General features: G+C 75.2%; 21 protein-coding genes and 1 pseudogene. 13 read left to right on the top strand and 9 right to left on the bottom strand.

Annotated elements, in window-relative coordinates:
* Positions 1 to 8: 8 nt before the first annotated feature.
* Complete coding sequence (locus MICAU_RS22100) at positions 9 to 959, bottom strand: terpene synthase family protein (protein WP_013287567.1); 951 nt, start codon at positions 957 to 959, stop codon at positions 9 to 11.
* A gap of 129 nt (positions 960 to 1,088) precedes the next feature.
* On the bottom strand, positions 1,089 to 1,718 hold the full coding sequence (locus tag MICAU_RS22095; RefSeq protein WP_013287566.1) for a TIGR03085 family metal-binding protein: 630 nt from the start codon (positions 1,716 to 1,718) through the stop codon (positions 1,089 to 1,091).
* A 217-nt stretch (positions 1,719 to 1,935) separates the two neighbouring features.
* Between MICAU_RS22095 and MICAU_RS22090 the strand changes: the two genes are divergently transcribed.
* A complete protein-coding gene (locus tag MICAU_RS22090) occupies positions 1,936 to 3,786 on the top strand; it encodes an ABC transporter ATP-binding protein (protein ID WP_041799077.1) in 1,851 nt (616 codons plus the stop codon).
* On the top strand, positions 3,783 to 5,564 hold the full coding sequence (locus MICAU_RS22085; protein ID WP_013287564.1) for an ABC transporter ATP-binding protein: 1,782 nt from the start codon (positions 3,783 to 3,785) through the stop codon (positions 5,562 to 5,564). Before MICAU_RS22090 ends, MICAU_RS22085 begins: the two co-directional genes overlap by 4 nt.
* Before the next feature lie 80 nt (positions 5,565 to 5,644).
* On the opposite strand, the gene rpsD is transcribed toward MICAU_RS22085, so the two are convergent.
* Positions 5,645 to 6,253, bottom strand: a complete 609-nt coding sequence (gene rpsD, locus MICAU_RS22080; protein WP_013287563.1) for a 30S ribosomal protein S4 — start codon at positions 6,251 to 6,253, stop codon at positions 5,645 to 5,647.
* Between the two features lie 67 nt (positions 6,254 to 6,320).
* Between rpsD and MICAU_RS22075 the strand changes: the two genes are divergently transcribed.
* Entirely contained in the window at positions 6,321 to 7,052 is a 732-nt protein-coding gene (locus MICAU_RS22075; RefSeq protein ID WP_013287562.1) for a DUF2470 domain-containing protein, read from the top strand.
* Between the two features lie 40 nt (positions 7,053 to 7,092).
* Here the strand turns inward: MICAU_RS22075 and MICAU_RS22070 are convergent, their stop codons facing one another.
* The 3 genes from MICAU_RS22070 to MICAU_RS22060 are packed head-to-tail and all read right to left on the bottom strand — an operon-like array spanning position 7,093 to position 9,160.
* Positions 7,093 to 7,689: a TetR/AcrR family transcriptional regulator gene (locus MICAU_RS22070; protein WP_013287561.1), complete on the bottom strand. Its 597-nt coding sequence runs from the start codon at positions 7,687 to 7,689 to the stop codon at positions 7,093 to 7,095.
* On the bottom strand, positions 7,686 to 8,441 hold the full coding sequence (locus MICAU_RS22065; protein ID WP_013287560.1) for an ABC transporter permease: 756 nt from the start codon (positions 8,439 to 8,441) through the stop codon (positions 7,686 to 7,688). The genes MICAU_RS22070 and MICAU_RS22065 overlap by 4 nt, the downstream gene beginning before the upstream one ends.
* Positions 8,438 to 9,160, bottom strand: coding sequence for an ABC transporter ATP-binding protein (locus MICAU_RS22060; RefSeq protein WP_013287559.1), 723 nt, complete (start codon positions 9,158 to 9,160; stop codon positions 8,438 to 8,440). Before MICAU_RS22060 ends, MICAU_RS22065 begins: the two co-directional genes overlap by 4 nt.
* Positions 9,161 to 9,270: 110 nt before the next feature.
* Between MICAU_RS22060 and MICAU_RS22055 the strand changes: the two genes are divergently transcribed.
* The 5 genes and pseudogenes from MICAU_RS22055 (at position 9,271) to MICAU_RS22040 (ending at position 13,171) form a co-directional block, all read left to right on the top strand.
* Positions 9,271 to 9,660, top strand: coding sequence for a MerR family transcriptional regulator (locus MICAU_RS22055; protein WP_013287558.1), 390 nt, complete (start codon positions 9,271 to 9,273; stop codon positions 9,658 to 9,660).
* Positions 9,661 to 9,822: 162 nt separating this feature from the next.
* Positions 9,823 to 10,464: pseudogene (locus MICAU_RS33200) on the top strand (phosphoribosyl-AMP cyclohydrolase); the annotation flags it as partial.
* Between the two features lie 189 nt (positions 10,465 to 10,653).
* A complete protein-coding gene (gene hisI, locus MICAU_RS33195; protein WP_041799308.1) occupies positions 10,654 to 11,067 on the top strand; it encodes a phosphoribosyl-AMP cyclohydrolase in 414 nt (137 codons plus the stop codon).
* A complete protein-coding gene (locus MICAU_RS22045) occupies positions 11,064 to 12,617 on the top strand; it encodes an anthranilate synthase component I (RefSeq protein ID WP_013287556.1) in 1,554 nt (517 codons plus the stop codon). The genes hisI and MICAU_RS22045 overlap by 4 nt, the downstream gene beginning before the upstream one ends.
* Positions 12,614 to 13,171: a Trp biosynthesis-associated membrane protein gene (locus MICAU_RS22040; RefSeq protein ID WP_013287555.1), complete on the top strand. Its 558-nt coding sequence runs from the start codon at positions 12,614 to 12,616 to the stop codon at positions 13,169 to 13,171. The genes MICAU_RS22045 and MICAU_RS22040 overlap by 4 nt, the downstream gene beginning before the upstream one ends.
* Here the strand turns inward: MICAU_RS22040 and MICAU_RS22035 are convergent.
* Positions 13,164 to 13,439, bottom strand: a complete 276-nt coding sequence (locus MICAU_RS22035; protein ID WP_013287554.1) for a hypothetical protein — start codon at positions 13,437 to 13,439, stop codon at positions 13,164 to 13,166. The genes MICAU_RS22040 and MICAU_RS22035 overlap by 8 nt on opposite strands.
* A 445-nt stretch (positions 13,440 to 13,884) precedes the next feature.
* On the opposite strand from MICAU_RS22035, the gene trpC reads away from it, so the two are divergent.
* From trpC to trpA, 3 genes are read left to right on the top strand one after another with little or no spacing between them, the layout of a single operon-like run.
* On the top strand, positions 13,885 to 14,688 hold the full coding sequence (gene trpC, locus MICAU_RS22030; RefSeq protein ID WP_030271968.1) for an indole-3-glycerol phosphate synthase TrpC: 804 nt from the start codon (positions 13,885 to 13,887) through the stop codon (positions 14,686 to 14,688).
* A 34-nt stretch (positions 14,689 to 14,722) separates the two neighbouring features.
* Positions 14,723 to 15,949 carry a tryptophan synthase subunit beta gene (gene trpB, locus MICAU_RS22025; protein WP_013287552.1) on the top strand — a complete coding sequence of 409 codons (1,227 nt, stop codon included), beginning with the start codon at positions 14,723 to 14,725 and terminating at the stop codon, positions 15,947 to 15,949.
* 4 nt (positions 15,950 to 15,953) lie between these two features.
* Positions 15,954 to 16,757, top strand: coding sequence for a tryptophan synthase subunit alpha (gene trpA / locus MICAU_RS22020; RefSeq protein ID WP_013287551.1), 804 nt, complete (start codon positions 15,954 to 15,956; stop codon positions 16,755 to 16,757).
* A gap of 202 nt (positions 16,758 to 16,959) precedes the next feature.
* Here the strand turns inward: trpA and MICAU_RS22015 are convergent, their stop codons facing one another.
* Entirely contained in the window at positions 16,960 to 17,511 is a 552-nt protein-coding gene (locus MICAU_RS22015) for an NUDIX hydrolase (RefSeq protein ID WP_013287550.1), read from the bottom strand.
* A 102-nt stretch (positions 17,512 to 17,613) separates the two neighbouring features.
* On the opposite strand from MICAU_RS22015, the gene lgt reads away from it, so the two are divergent.
* Positions 17,614 to 18,855, top strand: coding sequence for a prolipoprotein diacylglyceryl transferase (lgt, locus tag MICAU_RS22010; RefSeq protein ID WP_036310935.1), 1,242 nt, complete (start codon positions 17,614 to 17,616; stop codon positions 18,853 to 18,855).
* A gap of 11 nt (positions 18,856 to 18,866) precedes the next feature.
* Positions 18,867 to 20,054 (top strand): FAD-dependent oxidoreductase, encoded by a 1,188-nt coding sequence (locus MICAU_RS22005; RefSeq protein WP_013287548.1) that lies wholly within the window; start codon positions 18,867 to 18,869, stop codon positions 20,052 to 20,054.
* Between the two features lie 121 nt (positions 20,055 to 20,175).
* Here the strand turns inward: MICAU_RS22005 and MICAU_RS22000 are convergent, their stop codons facing one another.
* The gene (locus MICAU_RS22000; RefSeq protein ID WP_013287547.1) at positions 20,176 to 21,018 is read right to left on the bottom strand and encodes a GNAT family N-acetyltransferase; all 843 of its coding nucleotides are present in this window, start codon (positions 21,016 to 21,018) and stop codon (positions 20,176 to 20,178) included.
* Positions 21,019 to 21,099 lie beyond the last annotated feature (81 nt).

The following is a 21,099-nucleotide window of genomic DNA, read 5'->3' as shown; positions in this document are numbered from 1 at the left end:
GGAACCGCTCAGGCGTACCGGCTGGCCGCGCGGGACCAGTCGTAGGTGGCCCTGATCCAGTCCCGGCGGGTGTCCAGGAAGACCCGCATCCCCTCGTCGGCCACGACGCTCAGCGCCGCGTCCCGCTCCGCGTACGTGGCGAGGGCCTTGTTGAACCGGTCCGCCGCTGCGTACAGCGCCGCCGACTCGTCCTGCCCGGTCTCACCCGCGATCGTGGTGACCAGGTTGTGCGCCTCCGGGGCGGCGCCGCGCTCCTTGCCGTAGGAGAACAGGTCGTTGCACCAGCAGACCAGGTCGGTGGCGAGGGTGTCCAGGGCGGTGAGCGCCGGTGCGACCCGCTGGTCGGCGCGGGGCGCGGACGGGCGGGCCAGGTCGGTCACCGTGAAGCTGGGGCGCACCCCGCCGGTGTGGCGGCGCATCTGCGTGTACTCGGCCACCCCCGGCACCCGCCGGCGCTCCCGGTTGGCGGCCTCCCAGAGCAGCGCCAGCAGGTACTCCCGCAACTGGCTGACCAGGCGCAGCAGGTGGGCCGGCCGGCCCCGGCCGCGGGCCCGCCGGCACAGGTCGTGCAGCGCCAGGGCGATCGGCCCGCCGTCGGCGGGCGCCGGCGCGTCCGGGTCGCCGTGCCGGTCGAGCACCGCCAGCAGCGCGGCGAGCGTCGGCGCCAGCAGCGTGGGCGTCGCTCCGAGCCCGTCGTCGTCGCAGGCGTCGTCCACCACGAACAGCCAGTTGATCAGGTCGGTGAGCAGGCGCAGCCCGTACGGCGACGCCTCGGGGCAGGCGCGAGCGGCCAGCTCCGCCGCGTGCGCTCCGGCCAGCCGCCGGCGGCCGGCCTGGTCCTCCACCAGGCCGAAGTCACGTACCCAGGCGGCGCTCTCCGCGGCCGCCTGGTCGGCGGCGGGGTGACGCCGGGAGGGAAAGGGCGGTTCGTGCAGTGCCGAGAGGGCGAAGTCGCGCATCGTCGTCCCCCTGTCCGCCGCCCCGCGGGGTCGGGCCGGTGCGCAGGAGCGTACGGGAGGACGTAACCGTTATCGACGTTCGGGTGTCCACTGTCCACTGTCAGCCGGCGATCGGCTGCACACCCTCGGTCACAAGCCCAGCTCGGCGGTACGCAGACGTTCGGCGCGATCGGCCGGACCGTCCACCTGGACCCGGGCCACCCGCTGCCGTCCGGTGAGGAACAGCACCAGCTCGCCCGGCGCGCCCACCACCCGCAGCCGTTCGCCGCCGGCGCCGGCCCGCAGTTCGCCGTGCCCCGGGGCCTGCACCAGCACCTCGGCCGGGAACCGCCGCAGCGCCATCCGGGCCAGCAGGGACGCCCGCTTCCACAGCACCGCCTGCTGCCCGGCGGGCAGGTCGCGCGGGTGCCAGCCCGGCCGGGCGCGCCGCACGTCCTCGTGGTGGATGAAGAACTCCATCCCGTTGGCCAGCTCGTCGGTGAGCGGGTTGCTGACCGGGCTCCACACCGGGGGACGGCGTACCCGGGCGATCAGGTCGGCGTACGGCCCGGCGGCGATGCGCCGGCGGACCGACTCGCCGTAGCCGCGCAGCGGCGGCAGCAGGATCCCGCCCGCCGCGTCCGGCCGGCGCTCCCGCACCAGCAGGTGCGCCGCCAGGTCACGGGTGGTCCACCCCTCGTTGACAGTCGGTGCGTCCGGTCCCAGTTCCAGCATCAGGTCGGCGAGCGCCTCGCGCTCCGCTCGGGCGTACCGCGGCATGGCCCGATCGTAGGCTCGTTCCGGCCGATCGGCGCGCCACGCCCGGCGGGACCGCGCCGCCGGACCGGTTCCGGCCGCCCTCCAGCCGGGTCCGGCGGGAACGTGACGGCGGACATATCCCGGCCGGGTCGGCGGGACCGGCGGCGAGCGGTAAGGATGGGGGAGAAAACTGCGGCTTACGGCGGGGGAGAGCGTGGCGAGCGGGACAAGTCGGGACGTGCTCGGCAGGGGGCTACGGGTGCTCGGCCGGGCCATCCGGGAACAGCCACGGATCTTCGCGGTCGCGGTCAGCGGCAGCGTGCTGTTCGGCCTCCTGGTTATCGCCAGCGCGTACGTGGTCGGGGGGGTGGTCGGCGACGTGGTCGTGCCGGCCGTGGAGCGCGGCGAGGTGGCGGAAGGGGCGCTGGCGCTGGCCGCGACGGCGCTGTTCGGCATCAGCGTGCTGCGCGTCGTCGGCATCTTCGGCCGACGGCTCGGCGCCGGTTACATGCAGTACCGGCTCCAGGCCGCCTACCGTCGCCGGGTCACCCGTCGCTACCTGGAACTGCCGCTGGCCTGGCACCACCGCAACTCCACCGGCACGCTGCTGTCCAACGCCAACTCCGACGTGGAGGCGGCCTGGTACCCGATCGCGCCGCTGCCGTTCGCGGTCGGCACGCTGGTGATGCTCGTCGGCGCGGTGGCCTCGCTGTTCTTCACCGACTGGGCGCTGGCCCTGGTCGGCCTCGCCGTGTTCCCCGCGCTGTTCGCGCTCAACGTGGTCTACTCCCGCCGGATGGCGCCGCGGCAGGCCCGGGCGCAGCGGCTGCGGGCCGAGGTCAGCGGCATCGCGCACGAGAGCTTCGACGGCGCGCTGGTGGTCAAGACGATGGGCCGCGAGGCGCAGGAGACGGCCCGCTTCGCCTCCCGCGCCGGTGAGCTGCGCGACGCGCTGATCTCGGTCGGCCGGCTGCGCGGCGTGTTCGACCCGCTGCTGGAGACGCTGCCCAGCCTCGGCACGCTCGCCGTGCTGGTGGTCGGCGCGATCCGGTACCGGCAGGGCGCGATCAGCGTGACCGAGCTGGTCAGCGTCGCGTTCCTGTTCACCGTGCTGGCCTTCCCGGTCCGCGCCATCGGCTGGGTACTGGCCGAACTGCCGCGCAGCGTCGCCGGCTGGGACCGGGTCCGCCGGGTGCTGGACGCCACCGGCGAGATGCCGTACGGCACGAGGACGCTCGACCCGGCCACCCGCGAGCCGGCCACGCTCGCCTTCGACGACGTGCACTTCGCGTACGAGCCGGCCGAGGCGCACCTGCCCGGGGCCCAGGTGCTCGGCGAGGTGACGTTCACCGTGCCGGCCGGGAAGACGGTCGCCCTGGTGGGGCCCACCGGCGCGGGCAAGTCGACGATCGCGTCGCTGGCCGTGCGGCTGGTCGACCCGGGCGCCGGACGGGTCACGCTGGACGGCGTGGACGAGCGGGAGCTGACCGCCGCCTCGCTCGCCGGCACGGTGGCGCTCGTGGCGCAGGTGCCGTTCGTCTTCGACGACACGGTCCGGGCCAACATCGCGCTCGACCGCGCCGGCATCGGCGACGACGAGGTGTGGGCGGCGCTGCGGCTGGCCGAGGCGGACGGCTTCGTGGCCGCGCTGCCGGACGGGCTGGACACCATGGTCGGCGAGCGGGGCACGTCGCTGTCCGGCGGGCAGCGCCAGCGGCTCACGCTCGCCCGGGCGCTCGCCGGACGCCCCCGGCTGCTGGTGCTCGACGACGCCACGAGCGCTGTCGACCCGCGCGTCGAGGCGGCCATCCTGGCCGGGCTGCGCGCGCCGACCGACGGCGGCGCCCCGGCGTCGATCCTGGTGGTGGCGTACCGCCGGGCGACCATCGCGCTCGCCGACGAGGTGATCTACGTGGAGCAGGGCCGCGTGGTCGCCCGCGGCACCCACACCGAGCTGCTGGCCACCGTGCCCGGCTACGCCGACCTGGTCACCGCGTACGAGCAGGCCGAGCAGGAGCGCGAGCAGAATCGGACGTACGACGAGGTCACGCCGTTGACCTCGGGCCTGGAGATCGAGGTGGACCGGTGAGTACGACCACGGGGGAGAACACCGAGAGCACCGAGACCACCTGGCAGACGCTGCGGCGCGGGCTGGCGCTCTCCCCGGAGCTGCGCACCGGCCTCGCCGGCACGCTGGCGCTGGCGCTGGTCTACATGGTCGGCCGGGTCGCCGTGCCGGTGGCGGTGCAGCGCGGCATCGACCACGGCATCGTCGGCGGGCTCGACCTGGACGTCATCTCGCTCACCGTGGCGATCACCGCCGGGGTGCTGGTGGTCACCACCATCTGCGGCTACCTGATGATGCGCCGGCTGTTCACGGTCAGCGAGACCGCGCTGGCCGGCGTGCGCACCCGGGCGTTCCGGCACGTGCACGACCTGTCCATGCTGCACCAGCAGTCCGAGCGGCGCGGCTCGCTCGTCTCCCGGGTCACCAGCGACGTCGACCAGATCACCCAGTTCCTCCAGTGGGGCGGCGTGATCCTCATCGTCAACCTGGGCCAGCTGCTGGTCACCACCGCCGTGATGCTCGCGTACTCCTGGCAGTTGACGCTCGTGGTGCTCGTCGCGTTCGCGCCGGCGGTGCTGGTGATCCGGCAGTTGCAGCGCCGCCTCGCCGGGGCGTACGGGCTGGTGCGGCAGCGCACCGGCACGCTGCTCGGCGCGATCGGCGAGAGCGTGGTGGGCGCGCCGGTGATCCGGGCGTACGGCATCGCCGGGCGCACCGCGCGGCGCCTGGACACGGCCATCGACGGGCAGCGGGTGGCCCAGCAGCGGGCCATCCGGATCAGCATCATGGGTAGCTCGGTGGGGGAGCTGGCCGCCGGGCTGGCGCTGGCCGGCGTGGTGGTGGTCGGGGTCAGCCTGGGCGTCGACGGCACGCTGTCGGTCGGCCAGCTCACCGCGTTCCTGTTCCTGGTCACGCTGTTCATCCAGCCGGTGCAGATCGCCACCGAGGTGCTCAACGAGGCGCAGAACGCGATCGCCGGCTGGCGCCGGGTGCTGGACGTGCTGGACGTCTCCCCGGACGTGGCCGACCCCGGCGAGCAGGGGCGGGAGCTGCCGCCGGGGCCGCTGGACGCCCGGTTCGCCGGCGTGACGTTCGCCTACCCGGGCGGGCCGCCGGTGCTGCACGACGTGACGCTGGACATCCCGGCCAAGAGCCGGGTGGCGGTGGTGGGCGAGACCGGAAGCGGCAAGACCACGTTCGCCAAGCTGCTCACCCGCCTGATGGACCCGACCGAGGGCGCGGTGCTGCTCTCCGGGGTCGACCTGCGGCAGGTGCGCTTCGACTCGCTGCGCTCCCGGGTGGTGATGGTGCCGCAGGACGGCTTCCTGTTCGACGCCACGGTCGGGGAGAACGTCCGCTTCGCCCGCCCCGACCTGACCGACGAGCGGCTCACCGCCGCCTTCGGCGAGCTGGGCCTGTCCGACTGGCTGGACGGGCTGCCGTCCGGGCTGGACACGCCGGTCGGCGAGCGCGGGGAGGCGTTGAGCGTCGGGGAGCGGCAGCTCGTGGCGCTGGCCCGGGCGTACGTCGCGGACCCGGACCTGCTGGTGCTGGACGAGGCGACGAGCGCTGTCGACCCGGCCACCGAGGTCCGCCTGCAACGGACGCTCGACGCGGTGACCCGGGGCCGGACCACGCTCGCCATCGCGCACCGGCTGTCCACCGCGCAGGCGGCGGACGAGGTGATCGTGGTGGACCGGGGCCGGATCGTGCAGCGCGGCCCGCACGAGGAGCTGGTCCGCGACACCGACTCGGTCTACGCCCTGCTGTACGCCTCCTGGCTGGAACAGACCCGCTGATCTTGGCGGGTCCGCCAGGGCTGGAGCAGACCCGCTGATCTTGGCGGGTCCGCCAGGGCTGGAGCAGACCCGGTAACCGGTCAGCGGGAGTAGAACTCCACCACGAGCTGCTCGTCGCACACCACCGGCACCTCGTGCCGGGCCGGTTCGCGCACCAGCGTGGCGCGCAGCTCGGCCGGCTGCGCCGACAGGTACGGCCGGGGCTGGGCGTCGGCGTGCGCGCCGGCGGCGGCGAGCTGGAACGGCGGCAGCGCGCGGCTGCGCTCGCGTACGCCGACCACCTGGCCGGGACGCAGCCGGTACGACGGCCGGTCGACCTTGCGCCCGTCGACGGTGATGTGGCCGTGCGCGACGAGCTGACGGGCCTGGTAGACGCTGCGCGCCAGCCCGGCCCGCAGCACCACCGCGTCGAGGCGCCGCTCCAGCAGCGCGACGAGCGTCTCGCCGGTCTTGCCGGCGCCCCGGGCCGCCTCGTCGAACAACCGGCGCAGCTGGGCCTCGCTGACGTTGTACTGGTGGCGCAGCCGCTGCTTCTCCAGCAGCCGCACCTGGTAGTCGGAGGTGGTGCGGCGGGACCGGCCGTGCACGCCCGGGGGATAGGGGCGCCGCTCGAAGTACCGCACGCACTTGCGGGTCAGCGGGATACCGAGGGCGCGGGAGAGCCGGGCCTTGGGCCGGGGGTGGTTCACGTCGACGTCTCCGATCGTCTAGCCTGCTTCTTAGGTAAGCCTAACCTATATTGAGGAGGTCGGGATCATGCGGCCCAGCCCGGCGGAGATCGTGCGAACCCTGGTCGCGGGCCGGTTGCCCGCCCTCGTCCACCTGGCCCGGCATCCCGGCCCGCACCAGGTCCGGCACGCCGTCGACCCGGACGGGCGGGTGCTGCTGCTCGTACCCGTGGTCAGTGACCTGGCCGCGGCGCTCGTGCCGCCGGCGGGCGACACCGACGTGGCCACCGTGCTCGACGTGCTCGACCTGCCGCCCGCGGCCGGGGCGCCCTCGCTCGGCCGGGCCTGGGTGTCCGGCTGGGCCGCCCGGCTGGACGGGGACGAGGCGCGCGACGCGGCGGTCGACTTCGCCGCCACCGACCCGGTCGGCGACCTGCTCGACGTGGGCCGCCGGTTCCACCTGCACCGCTTCGAGGTGGCCGAGGCCCGCTGGGAGCGCGCCGGGCGTGTGCGCCGGGTCGACCCGGAGGCGTTCGCGGAGGCCGAGCCCGACCCGCTGCACCCGGTCGAGGCCGACCTGCTGGCCGACCTGGCAGACCACCACGCCGAGCAGGTCGGCGACTACCTGCGGCGGCGGCTCGCCCTGCCCGGCGACCAGGTTCCCCGGGTGGTCCGGATCGACAGGTACGGGCTGCTGGTCGCGCACGGGCGGCCCGGCGCGACCCGGCGGGCCCGGCTCGCCTTCCCGCGGCCCGTCGCCGACGTGGCGGAGCTTTCCCGCCTGCTGCACCCGATGCTCTGCCCCCGGGCCGCGGCCTGAGCGGCGCCGTCCCGGCTGCCGGAGCCGGCGGCCGGGAGGCTCAGGTGATGTCGCCGGTCAGGTACCGCTGGACCGTCGGGCCGATGGCTGCCACCAGCGTCGCCGGCTCGGCGGTGGCGATCGCGTCGAGGCGGAGCACGTACCGCATCATGGCCAGCCCGGCGAGCTGCGTGGCGACCAGCCCGCCGCGCAGCGCGCGCTGCCCCGGGTCGACGTCGAGCTGGTCGAGCACCCGGCGCAGCACCTGCGTGACCAGGAACTCGCGCAGCAGGCGCGCGGTCCAGTCGTTGCTCACCGCCGACCGCAGCAGCGCCACCGCCGCCGTGCCGGTGGGGGAGTCCCAGACCTCCAGGAACACCCGGACCATCCGCTCGCCGAGCGCGTCCGGGCCGCCGGCGAGCACCGCCGGCAGCAGCCGTCCCGGGTCGGCCGGGAACGCCGTCGCGGCCCGGAACAGCTCCTCCTTGCCGCCGAAGTAGTGGTGCACGAGCGCCGGGTCCACGCCGGCCGCGGCGGCGATGGCCCGGATCGACGCGGCGTCGAAGCCGCGTTCGGCGAACGCCTCCCGCGCCGCGGCGAGGATGGCCTCGCGGGTGTCCGGAGTGCCGGGCCGCCGCCCGGTGCGCCGCGCGTTCACCCGCTGCGCCGGCGCAGCGTCGCGGCGGCCAGCACCAGCGCCGCCACCGCCGCCCCGGCCACGATCGCCAGGTCCCGCCACATCGTCCCGGTCGGTTCGGCGTGCGCGCCGACCTCCTGCAACGCCTCGACCGCGTACGACAGCGGCAGCACGTCGCTGACCGCCTGGAGCCAGCCGGCCATCTCGCCGCGCGGCACGAACAGGCCGCACAGCAGCAGTTGCGGCGCCACCACCACCGGCATGAACTGGACCGCCTGGAACTCGGTGCGGGCGAACGCCGAGCAGAACAGCCCGAGCGCCACCGCGAGCACCGCGTTCACCCCGGCGATCAGCACGACCAGCCACGCGCTGCCCGCGGTCTCCAGCCCGAACACCCGGTACGCGACGACCGAGGCGACTGTGGACTGAAGCACCCCGGCCAGGCCGAACGCGATGCCGTAGCCGAACAGCAGGTCGAGCTTGCCCAGCGGCGTGGTGAGCAGACGCTCCAGCGTGCCCGTGGTGCGCTCGCGGAGCATGGCGATGCTGGTCACCAGGAACATGATGATGAACGGAAAGAAGCCCAGCATGATCAGGGCCACCCGGTCGAACGTACTGGGCCCGCCGGGCGGGGCGGGCTGGTCGACGTACATGAAGTAGACGAGCGTGAGCAGCACCGACGGCACCACCACGAGCAGCGCCACGGTCCGCCGGTCGTGCCGGAGCTGGCGCAGGATGCGCCCGGTGGTGGCGGCCAGGATCCGTCCGTTCATCGCGCCTCTCCCTCGGCGTCGCGGATCAGGCGCAGGAACGCCTCCTCCAGGTCGTCGGTCCCGGTGGCGGCGCGGACCGCGGCCGGGGTGTCGTCGGCGACCAGCCGTCCCTCGCGGATCAGCAACAGCCGGTCGCAGCGGGCGGCCTCGTCCATCACGTGGCTGGAGACCAGCAGCGTGGTGCCGTTCGCGGCCATGGCGTGGAACCGGGCCCACAGGTCGGCCCGCAGCACCGGGTCCTGGCCGACTGTCGGTTCGTCGAGGATCACCAGCTCGGGTTCGCCGACGAGCGCGCAGGCGAGCGAGGCGCGGCTGCGCTGGCCGCCGGAGAGCGTGCCGACGAGCTGGTCGGCCGCCTCGGCGAGGCCTACGTCGGCCACCGCGCGGTCGGCCTCGGCGCGGCCCCGGCCCTGGAGCACCGCGAAGTAGCGGGCGTTCTCCCGCACCGTCAGGTCGGCGTAGACGCTCGGGGCCTGGGTCAGGTAGCCCACCCGGCGGCGCAGGTCGGCCGAGCCGGCCGGGCGGCCGAGCACGTCGACGGTGCCGGAGCCGACCGTCTGCACGCCGACCACCGCGCGCATCAGCGTGGTCTTGCCGCTGCCGCTGGGCCCGAGCAGCCCGGTCACCGTGCCCCGGGGCACCTCGCAGCTGATGCCGTGCAGCACCCGCCGCCCGCCCCGGTCGACCACCAGCTCGCGGACCGACACCGCGTCGTCCATGCTCGCCTCCATCAATTCATCACCCGTTGAACTCAACGGTAGGTGAATTGCGTGCGCCTGGCAATGAGGGACTTGACTTCGAGTGTGCTCGAACTGGAAGCCTGGAGGGCGTGGACATCAGCACGCGGGAGATGAGCCTCACCGTGGGTGAGGCGGCGGAACGGGTCGGCCTGACCACCTACACGCTGCGCTGGTACGAGCAGGAGGGCCTGGTGGGCCGCGTCGGGCGGGACTCGTCGGGCCGCCGGCGCTACACCGAGTCCGACGTCAACTGGCTGTTCCTGCTCACCCGGCTGCGGCGCACCGGGATGCCGGTTCGCGACATGCGCCGCTACGCCGAACTGGCCCGGCACGGGGACAGCACGCTCGGCGCGCGGCGGGCGCTGTTCGAGGCGCACCGGGCCCGCGTGCTGGCCCGGATGGCCGAGCTGGAGGAGGACCTGAAGGTCCTCGAACACAAGATCGACGCGTACCGCCGGGCCGAGGAGGAATCAGGCTGAACGCCCCAGTGGCGGACAGTGGGTCCGGCAACGGTCATTGCGGTGAAGATCGGATTTCGGCACCATGGCGCCGTGGGTCCAGCGCAGTTGCCCGACACCGCGTTCCTCGACGACTGGGCCGCCCGCCTGCGGCAGGCCGCCGACCGGCCGGTCGTCGGGATCATGCTGCGCGGCAGCCATGCCCGGCGGGCCGCCACCGAGCACAGCGACGTGGACGTGGACGTGCTCGTGGTCGCCGACGACGGACGGACCGCCGGCACGGGCGCCCGGCAGACCGCGTCCCGCCGCGGCACGCCGTACGCGGCCCGGCGGGCGTACCTGACCGAGTTCGCCGGTCGCCTCGTGCACGTGTCGGTGGCCGCCCGTGACGTCCGCTCGTGGGTGCGCCGGCTGGGCCAGCCCGCCGACTGGGCGTTCGGCCTCCCGGTCACCGCGCCCGCCCGGCTGCTGTGGGCCGTACCGGAATGGCGCCGCCGGATCGACCTGCCGGTGCTCTGCCAGCCCGCCGACGAGCCGCGCCTGGAGGAGCTGATCGCGACGCTGGGCAAGGTCGCCGCGGCCCGTGTGGCCGACGACCCGGTCGGGGTCCGGCTCGCCGCGGCCGACCTGGCCCGGCTCTGCCCCTCGGTGCTGCGGCCGGCCAACCCGAGCGTGCGCGTGGTGTCCCGCCGGGCCGCCCTGGCCGCTGCGCTGGACCTGCCGGTCGCCCCGTCCGGCTACCGCCACGACATGCTGCTCTGCCTCGGGCTGCGCGCCGGTGACCCGGCCGAGGTCGGCGCCGCCGCCGGACGGCTGGTCACCGGCATCCTGCCGCTGATCCGCCCGTACGCCGACGAGATCGCCGCCACCCACGGGGCGGACCTGGCCGAGGCGCTGGTCGACGGCCGGGTGGACCGCTACCTCGGCCGGTTGGGCCGGGCGCTGGGGACGGTGACGCCCGCCTCCCGGGACACGTCGGCGGTGCCCGGGCCGCGTGCGGGAGAATGGTCAACCGTGCCCGCCCCTGACGCGCCGCTGACCGGCGCCCCCGCTCCCGGACCGGCCCGTCCGTCCCGGCTCGACCCGGCCGTCGCGGCCAAGCTCCGCCGCACCCCGGACGGCCTGGTGGCCGCCGTGGTCCGCGCCCACGACTCGGGCGAGGTGCTGATGGTCGCCTGGATGGACGACGAGGCGCTGCACCGGACGCTCACCACCGGCCGGGCCACCTACTGGTCGCGCAGCCGCGGCGAGTACTGGGTCAAGGGCGCCACCTCGGGCAACCACCAGTACGTCCGCTCGGTGGCGCTCGACTGCGACGGCGACGCGCTGCTGGTCAGCGTGGAGCAGGTCGGGGCGGCCTGCCACACCGGGCAGCGCACCTGCTTCTTCACCGAACTGCCGGTCAGCACCCCGGAGGCGACCCCGTGACCGACGGCACGGTCAGCCCGGACCGGTCCACCTTCGCCGACCTGGCCGCCCGCTGGCGGGTCGTGCCGGTGACCCGGCGGCTGCTCGCCGACGCGGAGACGCCGGTCGGGGTCTACCGCAAGCTGGCCGGCGGCCCCGGCACGTTCCTGCTGGAGTCCGCCGAGCAGGGCGTCGGCTCGGCCGGCACGGCCTGGTCGCGCTACTCCTTCATCGGCGTCCGCAGCAGCGCCACGCTCACCGAGCGCGACGGCGCGGCGAGCTGGACCGGCACGCCACCGGCGGGCGTGCCCACCGGCGGCGACCCGGTCACCGTGCTGCGCGAGACAGTCGCCGCGCTCGCCGGGCCGGGCTGGGATCCGGCCGGTGACATGCCGCCGCTGACCGGCGGCCTGGTCGGCTACCTCGGGTACGACCTGGTCCGCCGCTTCGAGCGCCTGCCCGAGCTGACCGAGGACGAGCTGGACGTGCCCGAGCTGGGCATGATGCTCGCGACCGACCTGGTGGTCCTCGACCACTACGAGGGGTCCGCGATCCTGGTCGCCAACGCGGTGCTGCCGCCGCTGGACGACTCCGACCGGGCGGAGCGGGTCGAGGCCGCGTACCACCACGCCGTCGGCCGCCTCGACGCGATGACCACAGCGTTGTCCCGACCGATTCCGCCCATGGTCTCGACAGTCGGCCGGCCCGGCGTCGGCGAGGTGGTCAGCCGCACCCCGGAGGGCGGCTACCCGGAGGCGGTGGAGGTGGCCAAGGAGGCGATCCGGGCCGGCGAGTGCTTCCAGATCGTGCTCAGCCAGCGCTTCGAGCGCCCCACCGACGCCGACCCGCTCGACGTCTACCGGGTGCTGCGCACCACGAACCCCAGCCCGTACATGTACCTGCTGCGCTTCGACGGCTTCGACATCGTCGGGTCGTCCCCGGAGGCGCACCTCAAGGTCAGCGCCGGGCCGGACGGGCGGCGGCGGGCGCTGCTGCACCCCATCGCCGGCACCCGGCCGCGCGGCGGCTCCCCGGACGGCGACGCGAAGCTCGCCGCCGAGCTGCTCGCCGACCCCAAGGAACGCGCCGAGCACGTGATGCTCGTCGACCTGGGCCGCAACGACCTGGGCCGGGTGTGCCGGCCGGGCACCGTCGAGGTGCCCGAGTTCGCCACCATCGAGCGGTACAGCCACGTCATGCACATCGTCTCCACTGTCGTCGGCGAGCTGCGCGACGATCGCACCGCGTTCGACGCGCTGGCCGCGACGTTCCCGGCCGGGACGCTCAGCGGCGCGCCCAAGGTGCGCGCCATGGAGATCATCGAGGAGCTGGAGCCGGTGCGGCGCGGCGTCTACGGCGGCACCGTCGGCTACTTCGCCTTCGGCGGCGACCTGGACATGGCCATCGCGATCCGGACCGCGCTGATTCGCGACGGCCGCGCGTACGTGCAGGCCGGCGCCGGGATCGTGGCCGATTCCGACCCCGCCGCCGAGGACCAGGAGACGCGGAGCAAGGCCGCCGCCGTCCTCGCCGCCATCGCGGCCGCCGAGACGCTGCGGGCGGCCCGGTGAGCGCGCCCGGCACCACCGCGCCGGCGGCCCGCGGCCGGCGCGAACTCGCGTACGCGGTGCTGCTCTGCCTGGCCGGCGCGGGCCTGGCCTGCTGGGCGGTGACCCGGACCTGGGCGGTGGAGGTGACCGCCCGGGGGTCGCTGCCGTCCGGGCGGGCCGAGCGCACCGGCACGGACCTGCTGCCCTGGGTGCTGGCGCTGACCTACGTGGGACTCGCCGGCGGTGGCGCGGTGCTCGCCACCCGGGGCCGGCTGCGCCGGCTGCTGGGTGTGCTGCTGGCCGGTGTCGGCGTGGCCGTGACGGTCGGCGGCGGGATCGGCCTGACCGAGGCCGGGGTGAGCCGGCAGTGGCCTGCGCTGGTGCTGGCCGGCGGCCTGGCGCTGGCGGCCGGCGGCGCGTTCACCGCGCTGCGCGGCGACGGCTGGCCGGCGATGGGCGCCCGGTACGAGCGGCGGTCCGCCCCGGCGGACGAGCCCGGCCGGCCGGCCGTCGAGCGTGGCACCCGGGACGCGTGGGACGCGCTGGACCGGGGCGAGGACCCGACGGTCAGCTGACCGGCTGCGCCTCGCGGGCGTCGCGCCGCTGCCGGGCCGCGGCCCGCGCGGCGGCCAGCTCGGCCACCAGCCGCTCCAGCTCGCGGCGCTGGGCGGCGCGGGCCCGGTCGGCGCAGACCGCCTCCCAGGCGTTGCCGCGGGCGGTACGCGTCCGGCCGTCGCCGGCGACCGCGCGTTCGAGCGTGTCCACCACGCCGACGGCGAGGGAGGCGACGGTACGGGAGATGGTGGTCAAGCCGATGGTCTGGGTCGGCCCGTTGGCGCTCATGGTCACCCCATACGAGATCGTTGGCGACGGTCGGCAGCCGCCGCCGTCGAGTGTGCCCGACGACGATGCTTCCGGGCGGACGTTTCGCCGCCGTGAAGCACAGGTCAACGCTGTCGCACCGGGGACGACCTGGGCAGGGCCGGAGGTCCTTGAGCTTGGTCACAGCCCACGGCCGGAACCCGTCCTGCGGGGCCGGAACGATCGTGGTGAGATAGGGGATGGGTGACGGTCGATGCCAGCGGTGGCGCTGCGTGACATGGCGTTCACCGGAAGTCGGCCATCATGCCACAGCCCATGTCGTGAGGTGCGCCATACCCCCCGGCACTCGTCGCCAGGTGGCGCCCCCTAGCATCGGCCCATGACGCCCGGAGAGGGGAGTCCGTTGGTGACTGCTGAGCATGCGCACGCGGAGGGGGACGACGCCGGAGCGGCGCCGTCCGCAGGGGTGCTCGACGAGATCCTGGCCGGCGTGCGCGAGGACGTGGCCCGGCGCCAGGAGCAGGTTCCGCTGGAGCGGATCCGTGAACTGGCCGCCGCCGCGCCGCCACCGCTCGACGCGTACGCGGCCCTGCGCCGCCCCGGCGTGGCCGTGATCGCCGAGGTGAAGCGCTCGTCGCCGTCCAAGGGGCGGCTGGCCGAGATCGCCGACCCGGCCGACCTGGCCGGTGACTACGCGGCCGGTGGCGCGCGGGCGATCAGCGTGCTGACCGAGGGCCGCTGGTTCGGCGGGTCGCTCGACGACCTCGCCGCGGTGCGGGCCGCGGTGAACGTGCCGGTGCTGCGCAAGGACTTCGTGGTCTCCAGCTACCAGGTGCACGAGGCCCGCGCGCACGGCGCCGACCTGGTGCTGCTGATCGTGGCCGCGCTGGAGCAGAACGTGCTGGTCGGGCTGCTGGAGCGGATCGAGTCGCTCGGCATGACCGCGCTGGTCGAGGTGCACACCGAGGAGGAGGCGGACCGCGCCCTGGAGGCCGGCGCGCAGGTCATCGGCGTGAACGCCCGCGACCTGCGTACCCTGGAGGTCGACCGCTCCGTGTTCGAGCGGATCGCGCCCGGCCTGCCCAGCAGCGTCGTCAAGATCGCTGAGTCCGGGGTGCGCGGTCCGCACGACCTGATCCGGTACGCCTCCGCCGGCGCCGACGCCGTGCTGGTGGGCGAGGGCCTGGTCACCCAGAAGAGCCCGCGCGAAGCCGTCGCCGAGCTGGTCAACGCCGGTAACCACCCGGCCACGCCCCGCCCGGTGCGCTGAGCCGCCGGGCACCCGATCCGAGAGGACGCCCGCGATGAGCGCCGCACCCGCAACCGGCCAGGTCCCCGACGCCGCCGGTCACTTCGGCCGGTTCGGCGGCCGGTTCGTCCCCGAGGCGCTCGTCGCCGCGCTCGACGAGCTGGACGCGGCGTACCGGAAGGCGATGGGCGACGAGGACTTCCTCGCCGAGTTCGACGCGCTGCTGCGCGACTACGCCGGCACGCCCTCGATGCTCTACGAGGCCCGGCGGTTCTCCGCGCAGATCGGCGCGCGGGTCCTGCTCAAGCGGGAGGACCTCAACCACACCGGCGCGCACAAGGTCCGTAACGTGCTGGGCCAGGCGCTGCTCACCAGGCGGATGGGCAAGCGGCGGGTCATCGCGGAGACCGGCGCCGGCCAGCACGGCGTCGCCACCGCCACCGCCGCCGCGCTGTTCGACCTGGAATGCGTCGTCTACATGGGCCAGGTGGACACCGAGCGGCAGGCGCTGAACGTGGCGCGGATGCGGATGCTCGGCGCCACTGTCGTCCCGGTGACCACCGGCTCGCGCACGCTCAAGGACGCGATGAACGAGGCGATGCGGGACTGGGTCGCCAACGTCGACAGCACCCACTACCTGATCGGCACCGCCGCCGGGCCGCACCCGTTCCCGGAGATGGTCCGCGACTTCGTGCGCGGCATCGGCGAGGAGGCGCGCCGGCAGTGCCTGGACCTGACCGGCGCGCTGCCGGACGCGGTGGCGGCCTGCGTCGGCGGCGGCTCCAACGCGCTGGGCATCTTCCACGCGTTCGTGCCGGACGCCGGGGTCCGGCTCTACGGCTTCGAGGCCGGCGGCGAGGGCGTCGACACCGGCCGGCACGCCGCCAGCATCACCGGCGGCTCGTCCGGCGTGCTGCACGGCACCCGCACGTACGTCCTCCAGGACGCCGACGGCCAGACCATCGAGTCGCACTCGATCTCGGCCGGCCTGGACTACCCGGGCGTCGGGCCGGAGCACGCCTGGCTGCACGACACCGGCCGGGCCACCTACCTGCCGGTCGACGACGCCGACGCGATGGCCGCGTTCGAGCTGCTCTGCCGCACCGAGGGCGTGATCCCGGCGATCGAGAGCGCGCACGCGCTCGCCGGCGCCCGCGCGATCGCCCCCCGGCTCGCCGAGGAGCTGGGCCGGGAGCCGGTGATCGTGGTCAACCTGTCCGGGCGGGGCGACAAGGACGTGCACACCGCCGGCGCGTACTTCGGCATCCTCGACAAGGAGTGACAGCGTGAGCCGCATCGGGGTCGCCTTCGACAAGGCGCGGGCGGACGGGCGGGCGGTGCTGGTCGGCTGCATGCCGGCGGGCTTCCCGACCGTCGAGGGCAGCATCGCCGCCATGAAGGCCATGGTCGAGGCGGGCGTGGACGTCATCGAGGTGGAGATCCCGTACTCCGACCCGGTGATGGACGGCCCGGTCATCCAGAAGGCGAGCGACATCGCGCTCGCCGGCGGTGTCCGCGTCGCCGACGCGCTGCGCGTCGTCGAGGCGGTCGCGGCGACCGGGGCGAGCGTGGTCACCATGACCTACTGGAACCCGATCGAGCAGTACGGCGTGGACGCGTTCGCCCGCGACATGGCCGCCGCCGGCGGCACCGGCCTGATCACGCCGGACCTGATCCCGGACGAGGCCGCCGAGTGGCTGGCCGCCTCCGACGCGCACGGCCTGGACCGCACGTTCCTGGTCTCGCCGTCCTCGACCGACGCGCGGCTGCGGATGACAGTCGAGCACTGCCGCGGCTTCGTCTACGCCACCGCGATCATGGGCGTCACCGGCGCCCGCGCGCAGACCTCCGAGGCGGCACCGATCCTGGTCTCCCGGCTGCGCGAGGTCACCGACATCCCGGTCGGCGTCGGGCTGGGCGTCGGCACCGGCGCGCAGGCCGCCACAGTCGCCGGGTACGCCGACGCGGTGATCGTGGGCAGCGCGCTGGTCCGCTGCGTGCTGGACGCTCCGGACCAGGCTGCCGGCCTGACCGCGCTGCGCAAGCTCAGCGCCGAACTCGCCGAGGGCGTCCGCAACCCCGCTCGCTGACCGCCGGCTCGCCATGCCCTTGATCGACTCCATTACGCCGAGCTGGCGTGGTCATAGACGCCAGGACCCCGCCACTTCGCCGAACTGCTGTCGATCATGCGCGAGCGCGACCCGGCCGCCCGAGATCCTGGTACGAAACGGCCCTCACAGGGGCCGAAACCTACCAAGATCTTGAAGGCGTTCCGCGTGAGCGGGAGGGTGGTCAGCGGCTACTGCTGTCGGTCTGCTCGGACGCGCGCTGGCCGGGCGGGGCGGGCTGCCCGTCGCCGGGCTGTCCGTCGCCGGGTGGCGTGAGCGCGTCGGCGGCGGTCGTGTGCCGCAGCACGCCGGCGTGACCGGCGAGCGCGTCCCCGACCGCCGCGCGCGTGGCGGGGGTCAGCGCGCCGGGCAACCCCTCCGCGGACCACCACTCCACCAGGCATCCGGCGACCGGATCGCCCGCGGGCTCGGCGCCGGCCGGCTCCGCGCGGAACACGTGCACCAGCACGTCCGGGCGCCCGCCGCAGCGCCCGGCCGGCGGCGAAGGCGCCTGCGGGTCGGTGACCCGGTAGAGGCCGACCAGGTCGACCGGCGTCACCGCCCAGCCGGTCTCCGCACGGACCGCCCGGACGACGGCGTCCGCCGGGCTCTCGTCGTGACGCAGCCGCCCGCCCGGCAGGCCCCAGCGCCGGGCCCCCTCGGACCGGCGGCAGAGCAGCAGCCGGCCGGACCCGTCGGTGACGACAGCGGCGACCGCCCAGGTGAGCGGGCTCATGGACAAACAGCCTACGACCGTGCAAAACAGAAGTCATCCGACCCGCGCGGCAGGCGGCCCGGGGTGCCGCACACACAGTCCGCACCGGTACCGTGTGCACCCGTGACCCTCGCCCCGATGACCCCACTGGCGGCCATGCCCAGCCCCAGCACCGCCGTCTGGCAGCTCGGTCCGGTTCCGATCCGGGCGTACGCGCTCTGCATCATCCTCGGCATCGTGGTGGCCTGCGTGGTCACCGAGTACCGGCTGCGCCGCCGCGGTGTGGCGCCGGGCGCGGTGCTCGACATCGCCGTCTGGGCCGTGCCCGCGGGCATCATCGGCGCGCGGATCTACCACGTGATCACCTCGCCGGAGAAATACTTCGGCGCCGGCGGTGAGCCGATCAAGGCGCTCTACATCTGGGAGGGCGGCCTCGGCATCTGGGGCGCGGTGGCCGGTGGCGCGGTCGGCGCGTGGCTCGCCGCGCGGCAGCTCGGCATCCCGTTCACCGTGATCGCCGACGCGCTGGCGCCGGGTCTGCCTTTGGCGCAGGCTGTCGGCCGCCTGGGCAACTGGTTCAACAACGAGCTGTACGGCGGGCGGACCACGCTGCCGTGGGGCCTGGAAGTGCACGTGATGGACCCGGACAACCCGGGTCACGCGCTGCGCGACGACGCCGGCAACCCGGTGCTCCAGCCCGGGCTCTACCACCCGACGTTCCTCTACGAGGCGCTCTGGAACGTCGGCGTCGCCGCGCTGGTGCTGTTCCTCGACCGTCGTCTGCGGCTCGGCCGCGGCCGGGCGTTCGCGCTCTACGTGATGGGCTACACGGCGGGCCGGTTCTGGATCGAGCTGATGCGCACCGACGAGGCGAACCTGATCCTCGGCGTACGCCTCAACGTCTGGACCGCCGCGCTGGTCTTCCTCGGCGCGCTCGCCTACTTCATCCGGGTCCGCGGTCCCCGCGAATACCTGGTGCCGGTGGGCGAGCCGGCCATTGCGACCGGCCCGGCCGGGGACGTGTCCCAGGTGGACCTCTCCGCCCGGGAGGCCGCCGAACGGCCGGCCGCGCCCGAGGGCTACCGGGTGGTGACCGAGGAACAGTTCGACGCGTACCGGCAGACCGGTGTGCTGCCCCCGGTCGACGACGAACGGCCGGAGGTCACCACCGGGGCCGACGCCGCCACGGACGACGCGGACGAGGCCGGACGCGCGAGCACCGGCTCCGCCGCCACCGAGGGTGCGGACGCCACCGGCCGCGCGGACGCGGACGGCGACGACACGGACCCGGAGCGGGCCGACGCGGAGCGCACGAACGCCGGCCGGGCCGACAGCGGCGGGCGCCCGGCGGACCGGGACAGCTGAGCGGGGGAGTCATGCGCAGCGCGGTGGTGGTCGGCGCCGGCCTCGGCGGAATGGCGGCGGCCGGTGTGCTGGCCCGGTCGGGCTGGCAGGTCACGCTGCTGGAACGCGCCGACCGGGTCCGCCCGGAGGCGACCGCCGTGGTGCTCTGGCCCAACGGGGTACGCGCGCTGCGCGCCCTCGGTCTGGGCGACGGGCTCGACGCGATCGCCACCCCGCTGCCCGACGGTGGCGTGCGCCGCCCGGACGGGCACTGGCTGGTGCAGGCCCGGTCCACGCCGGCCGAGCGGATGCCGGTGGTGGTGCACCGGGAGGACCTGCACGACGCGCTGATCGCCGGCCTGGGTGACCGGGTCGAGCTGCGTACCGGGGTGACAGTGCGGACCGTACGCGCGGCGTCGGGCGAGCGCCCGGCGGTGGGCGACGGCCGGCACACCTACGAGGCGGACCTGGTGGTGGCCGCCGACGGCACCGACAGCGAGATCCGGCGGCACCTCGCCCCGGAGACCGCCGTGGTCAGCTCCGGGTGCGCGGCCTGGCGGGCGGTCATCCCCTGGTACCGGGCCCCGCAGCTGCCCGACGACCAGCCGGTGCACGGCGAGACGCTCGGTGCCGGATACCGCTTCCTGGCCGCCTCGCTCGGCGAGCGGGGCACCGCGGGCGCGTCCCGCCGGGGCGGCGTCTACTGGGTCGCCACCGCCGCGGGCGCGCCCCGCCCCGAGCCGCCGGAGATCCAGCTCGCGCTGCTGAAGCGCTGGTTCGCGGGCTGGCCCGCCCCGATCGGCACGCTGCTGGAGGCGACCGACCCGGAGGACGTCGTCCAGCAGGAGATCCGCGAGCTGCGCCCGCTACCGAAGGCGTACGGCTTCCCGGCCGGTCCGGGCGGCGTGGTGCTGCTCGGCGACGCCGCGCACGCCATGCCGCCGCACCTCGGCCAGGGCGCCTGCCTGGCGTTCGAGGACGCCGCGACGCTGGCCGGGCTGCTACGGGAGTCGCGGCTGCCTGACGCGGTGACCGCGTACGACAGGTTGCGCCGCCCCCGCGCGGCCACGATGGTCCGGCAGACCCGGCGGATGTCGGCGGTCCTGCAGGCCCGGGGCCGGCTGGCGCTGCGCGCGCGGGACGCGGCTCTGGGCACGATCAGCCCGCGCCTGCGCAACACCGCCGCCGCGGCGGCCGCCGCCTGGCAGCCGCCGTCCTGACCGTCCGCGCGCGGCCTGTCCGCGTGCGGACGTCCCTCGGGCGGCCCGGCTCCCCGGCGGCCCGGCCCTCAGTCGGCGCGGTCCCCGGGCGACCGGCCCGGCCCGACAGCCGGGTAAGTAGTCAGATGACGGCGGCGGGCTCGGCGATGCAGGCGGTGCCGATCCGGCGGAATCCGACCCGCAGGTAGACGCGGGCGATGTCCTCGCTGCCGGCGCTCAGGAAGATCAGGTCGGTGCCGGCGGCGCGCAGCTCCCGCGCGAGCGTGGCGGTCACCGCCGCGCCCAGTCCGCGCTGCCGGGCGGACGGCAGCGTGGCCACCCCGGCGATCTCCGCCACGTCGTCGACCCGCATCGCCATCCCGCTGGCGAGCGCGCCCTCGTCGAGCGTCTCGGCGAGCACCGAGATACGCCGCCCGTCGGCGACCCGGGTCGCCTCCTCCTCCAGCGCCGCCACGTCCAGCTGGGCGAGGGCGGCGTCCCGCTCGGCCGGTCCGGCGTCGCCGCGCGCGGTGCCGCCGTTGGCGAAGCCGACCGCCGCGACGGCCCGTCGCAGCGCGATGTCCGCCGCGAAGCCGGGGTCGCCGGGGTCCAGCACCCGCACCGGTACGTCGCTGAACGTCCCCGGATCGGGCAGCCGCTCCGGCTCCAGCAGCATCAGCGGCGCCTCCAGCACGCTGAGCCCGGCCGAGCGGGCCACCGCCAGCAGGTCGGGCTGGTGCTCGTGCACCCACTCGAACGCCTCCGGCAGGCCCAGCTCCCGCTGCCGGGCGCGGACCGCTGTCACGTCGGCGAGCGTGGGACGCTCGGTGGCGTCGATCCGGGGCCGGGCGTAGAACGGCCAGCCGTCCCCGTCGCGGACGAACAGCACCAGGGCGCCGTAATCCTCGGTCCGGGCCCCGTCGCGGGGCACCGCGTCGTAGAACCGCTCCAACCGGTCGAGTACGTCAGCGCGTGCGAGATCCACCGCGCGAGACTACACGTCCCAGCATCTGGAAGTGTGATCAATCTGAACTGGCCTTGCGCCGGAAGCCCTAACGTAGACTCA

The organism is Micromonospora aurantiaca ATCC 27029, from assembly GCF_000145235.1.
GTDB classification, from domain to species: domain Bacteria; phylum Actinomycetota; class Actinomycetes; order Mycobacteriales; family Micromonosporaceae; genus Micromonospora; species Micromonospora aurantiaca.
This window is presented reverse-complemented; position numbering and strand designations above follow the sequence as displayed.

Coding starts and splice junctions, on each gene's coding strand:
- MICAU_RS22060 (WP_013287559.1), bottom strand. CDS start 9,160: ATGGACGACGCGGTGTCGGTCCGCGAGCTGGTGGTCGACCGGGGCGGG.
- MICAU_RS22095 (WP_013287566.1), bottom strand. CDS start 1,718: ATGCCGCGGTACGCCCGAGCGGAGCGCGAGGCGCTCGCCGACCTGATG.
- MICAU_RS22065 (WP_013287560.1), bottom strand. CDS start 8,441: ATGAACGGACGGATCCTGGCCGCCACCACCGGGCGCATCCTGCGCCAG.
- MICAU_RS22100 (WP_013287567.1), bottom strand. CDS start 959: ATGCGCGACTTCGCCCTCTCGGCACTGCACGAACCGCCCTTTCCCTCC.
- MICAU_RS22035 (WP_013287554.1), bottom strand. CDS start 13,439: ATGAGCGCCAACGGGCCGACCCAGACCATCGGCTTGACCACCATCTCC.
- MICAU_RS22005 (WP_013287548.1), top strand. CDS start 18,867: ATGCGCAGCGCGGTGGTGGTCGGCGCCGGCCTCGGCGGAATGGCGGCG.
- MICAU_RS22075 (WP_013287562.1), top strand. CDS start 6,321: ATGCGGCCCAGCCCGGCGGAGATCGTGCGAACCCTGGTCGCGGGCCGG.
- trpB (WP_013287552.1), top strand. CDS start 14,723: ATGAGCGCCGCACCCGCAACCGGCCAGGTCCCCGACGCCGCCGGTCAC.
- MICAU_RS22015 (WP_013287550.1), bottom strand. CDS start 17,511: ATGAGCCCGCTCACCTGGGCGGTCGCCGCTGTCGTCACCGACGGGTCC.